This window comes from Streptomyces sp. NPDC058964, from assembly GCF_042741275.1.
Taxonomy (GTDB): domain Bacteria; phylum Actinomycetota; class Actinomycetes; order Streptomycetales; family Streptomycetaceae; genus Streptomyces.
Window position 1 is genome coordinate 1 of sequence record NZ_JBHYKH010000841.1, and the last position, 2,334, is coordinate 2,334.

The following is a 2,334-nucleotide window of genomic DNA, read 5'->3' on the forward strand; positions in this document are numbered from 1 at the left end:
TGTCTGGGGGGGGGGGGGTGCTTTTTAGTCAACCCGCCCCGCCGGCCCCCCCCCCCCCCCCCCCGGCCCCGCGCCCGCGGCGCCCCCCGCGCGCCCCCCCCCCCCCCCCCACGATCCGCCGCCGCGCCCGCGCGGTCCAGGACGTGCGGGACAGCAGCCACGCAAGCGCCGGCAGGACCAGGACGGCGTGCAGACTCACTCCGTGCAGCGGCTTGAGCGGCGCCGTCGAGTGGTACGCCGCCTCCTGGTGGCCGGTCCGGGTGAGCACCACCCCGCGGGCGATCATCGCGGTGCCCGAGGCCAGCGCCACGAGCAGCGCCGCGAAGCCGGAGCGCACCGCCAGCGGCATGCCCGCCGGGCCCATGGGACGGTGCCGGAAGGACGCCACCGCGAAGACGGTGAGCAGCACCACGAGGACACCGCCGCCCACCGCGAGCGTCATCGACACGGCCGCGTCGAAGGGGGTCTCCATGTCGAGGTGCGAGGGCACCCGGCGCCACGCCTGAAGGGTGATGCCGCCGACCTCCACCACGCAGTCGGCGGCGAAGACGACGAGCAGCACGGCACGCAGCCGCTGTCCGAGGCACAGATACGACGTGACCCAGGTGACGGCGATCAGCGTCGCTCCGAAGGAGAGCCCGAACGTGACGGGCTTGCGCCAGGAGACGGGGCCGTCCCAGGGGCCGCCGTCGACCGCGAACACGACCAGGTGGGCGAGGCCGCACAGGACGAGGAACAGTCCGGTGGCGTGACACAGGCGCTCGGCGGCGCTCTGGTTCGGCAGCGGGTTTCTCAGCGGGCGGGTAAACGGGGGCCAGCGCATGGGCCCAAGGCTCCCGGGAGCGCTCCGCGAGGTCGTCGTCCGGTCGAAGACATCCGGCGTACGCCGCCCGGAGCAGCCGGAGCAGCCGGAGCAGCCGGAGCGACCGGGCGGGATACGCTTGACATGAAAATCGAACATCCATTCTTATAAGAGCTCAGGCGAGGCTCACGGTGGGGATTTCGACACGTTTTAGGTGGAGAAGTGCCCGAGTTGTCCACAGGCCGGGCCGGCGTCGGGGCGCATTGTCAGTGGCAGGCGTTAGCGTCTTTGACGTGAAGCGATCGACTCAAGCAAACCGGGTGGAACCCATGGCAGGAACCGACCGCGAGAAGGCGCTCGACGCCGCGCTCGCACAGATTGAACGGCAATTCGGCAAGGGCGCGGTCATGCGCATGGGCGAGCGGTCGAAGGAGCCCATCGAGGTCATTCCGACCGGGTCGACCGCGCTCGACGTGGCCCTCGGCGTCGGCGGTCTGCCGCGCGGGCGCGTCGTGGAGATCTACGGCCCGGAGTCCTCCGGTAAGACGACCCTGACCCTGCACGCCGTGGCGAACGCGCAGAAGGCCGGCGGCCAGGTCGCGTTCGTGGACGCGGAGCACGCCCTCGACCCCGAGTACGCGCGCAAGCTCGGCGTCGACATCGACAACCTCATCCTCTCCCAGCCCGACAACGGCGAGCAGGCCCTGGAGATCGTGGACATGCTGGTCCGCTCCGGCGCTCTCGACCTCATCGTCATCGACTCCGTCGCCGCGCTCGTCCCGCGCGCGGAGATCGAGGGCGAGATGGGCGACAGTCACGTCGGTCTGCAGGCCCGTCTGATGAGCCAGGCCCTGCGGAAGATCACCAGCGCGCTCAACCAGTCGAAGACCACCGCGATCTTCATCAACCAGCTCCGCGAGAAGATCGGCGTGATGTTCGGCTCCCCGGAGACCACGACCGGTGGCCGGGCGCTGAAGTTCTACGCCTCGGTGCGCATCGACATCCGCCGCATCGAGACCCTGAAGGACGGCACGGAGGCGGTCGGCAACCGCACCCGCTGCAAGGTCGTGAAGAACAAGGTCGCGCCGCCCTTCAAGCAGGCCGAGTTCGACATCCTCTACGGCCAGGGCATCAGCCGCGAGGGCGGTCTGATCGACATGGGCGTGGAGCACGGCTTCGTCCGCAAGGCCGGCGCCTGGTACACGTACGAGGGCGACCAGCTAGGCCAGGGCAAGGAGAACGCCCGCAACTTCCTCAAGGACAACCCCGACCTGGCCAACGAGATCGAGAAGAAGATCAAGGAGAAGCTGGGCGTCGGAGTGCGACCGGAGGAGCCCGCCGCCGAGCCGGGCGCCGCGGCGGCGGTCACCGCGGGCGCGGACGCCGAGAAGACGGTGCCCGCCCCGGCAGCCGGCAAGGCCGCCAAGCCCAAGGCCGCCGCAGCCAAGAGCTGAGACCCGTGACACGACGAACCGACTGGGGCGAGTACGCGCACCTCGACGTTCCGCGGGAGAGGGGGCGACGGGGGTGAG

At 70.6% G+C, this 2,334-nt stretch carries 2 protein-coding genes; one reads left to right on the plus strand and one right to left on the minus strand.

The genetic code is table 11. The features are described 5' to 3' along the window. Window positions 1–28: 28 nt before the first annotated feature. On the minus strand, window positions 29–823 hold the full coding sequence (locus tag ACFW2E_RS45460; protein ID WP_384477653.1) for a hypothetical protein: 795 nt from the start codon (window positions 821–823) through the stop codon (window positions 29–31). Window positions 824–1,131: 308 nt separating this feature from the next. Between ACFW2E_RS45460 and recA the strand changes: the two genes are divergently transcribed. Then, window positions 1,132–2,256, plus strand: a complete 1,125-nt coding sequence (gene recA, locus ACFW2E_RS45465; RefSeq protein WP_384477656.1) for a recombinase RecA — start codon at window positions 1,132–1,134, stop codon at window positions 2,254–2,256. The last annotated feature ends 78 nt before the right edge of the window (window positions 2,257–2,334 follow it).

Excerpts from the sequence above, each read along its gene's own strand:
- recA (WP_384477656.1), top strand. The coding sequence starts at position 1,132 with ATGGCAGGAACCGACCGCGAGAAGGCGCTCGACGCCGCGCTCGCACAG.
- ACFW2E_RS45460 (WP_384477653.1), bottom strand. The coding sequence starts at position 823 with ATGCGCTGGCCCCCGTTTACCCGCCCGCTGAGAAACCCGCTGCCGAAC.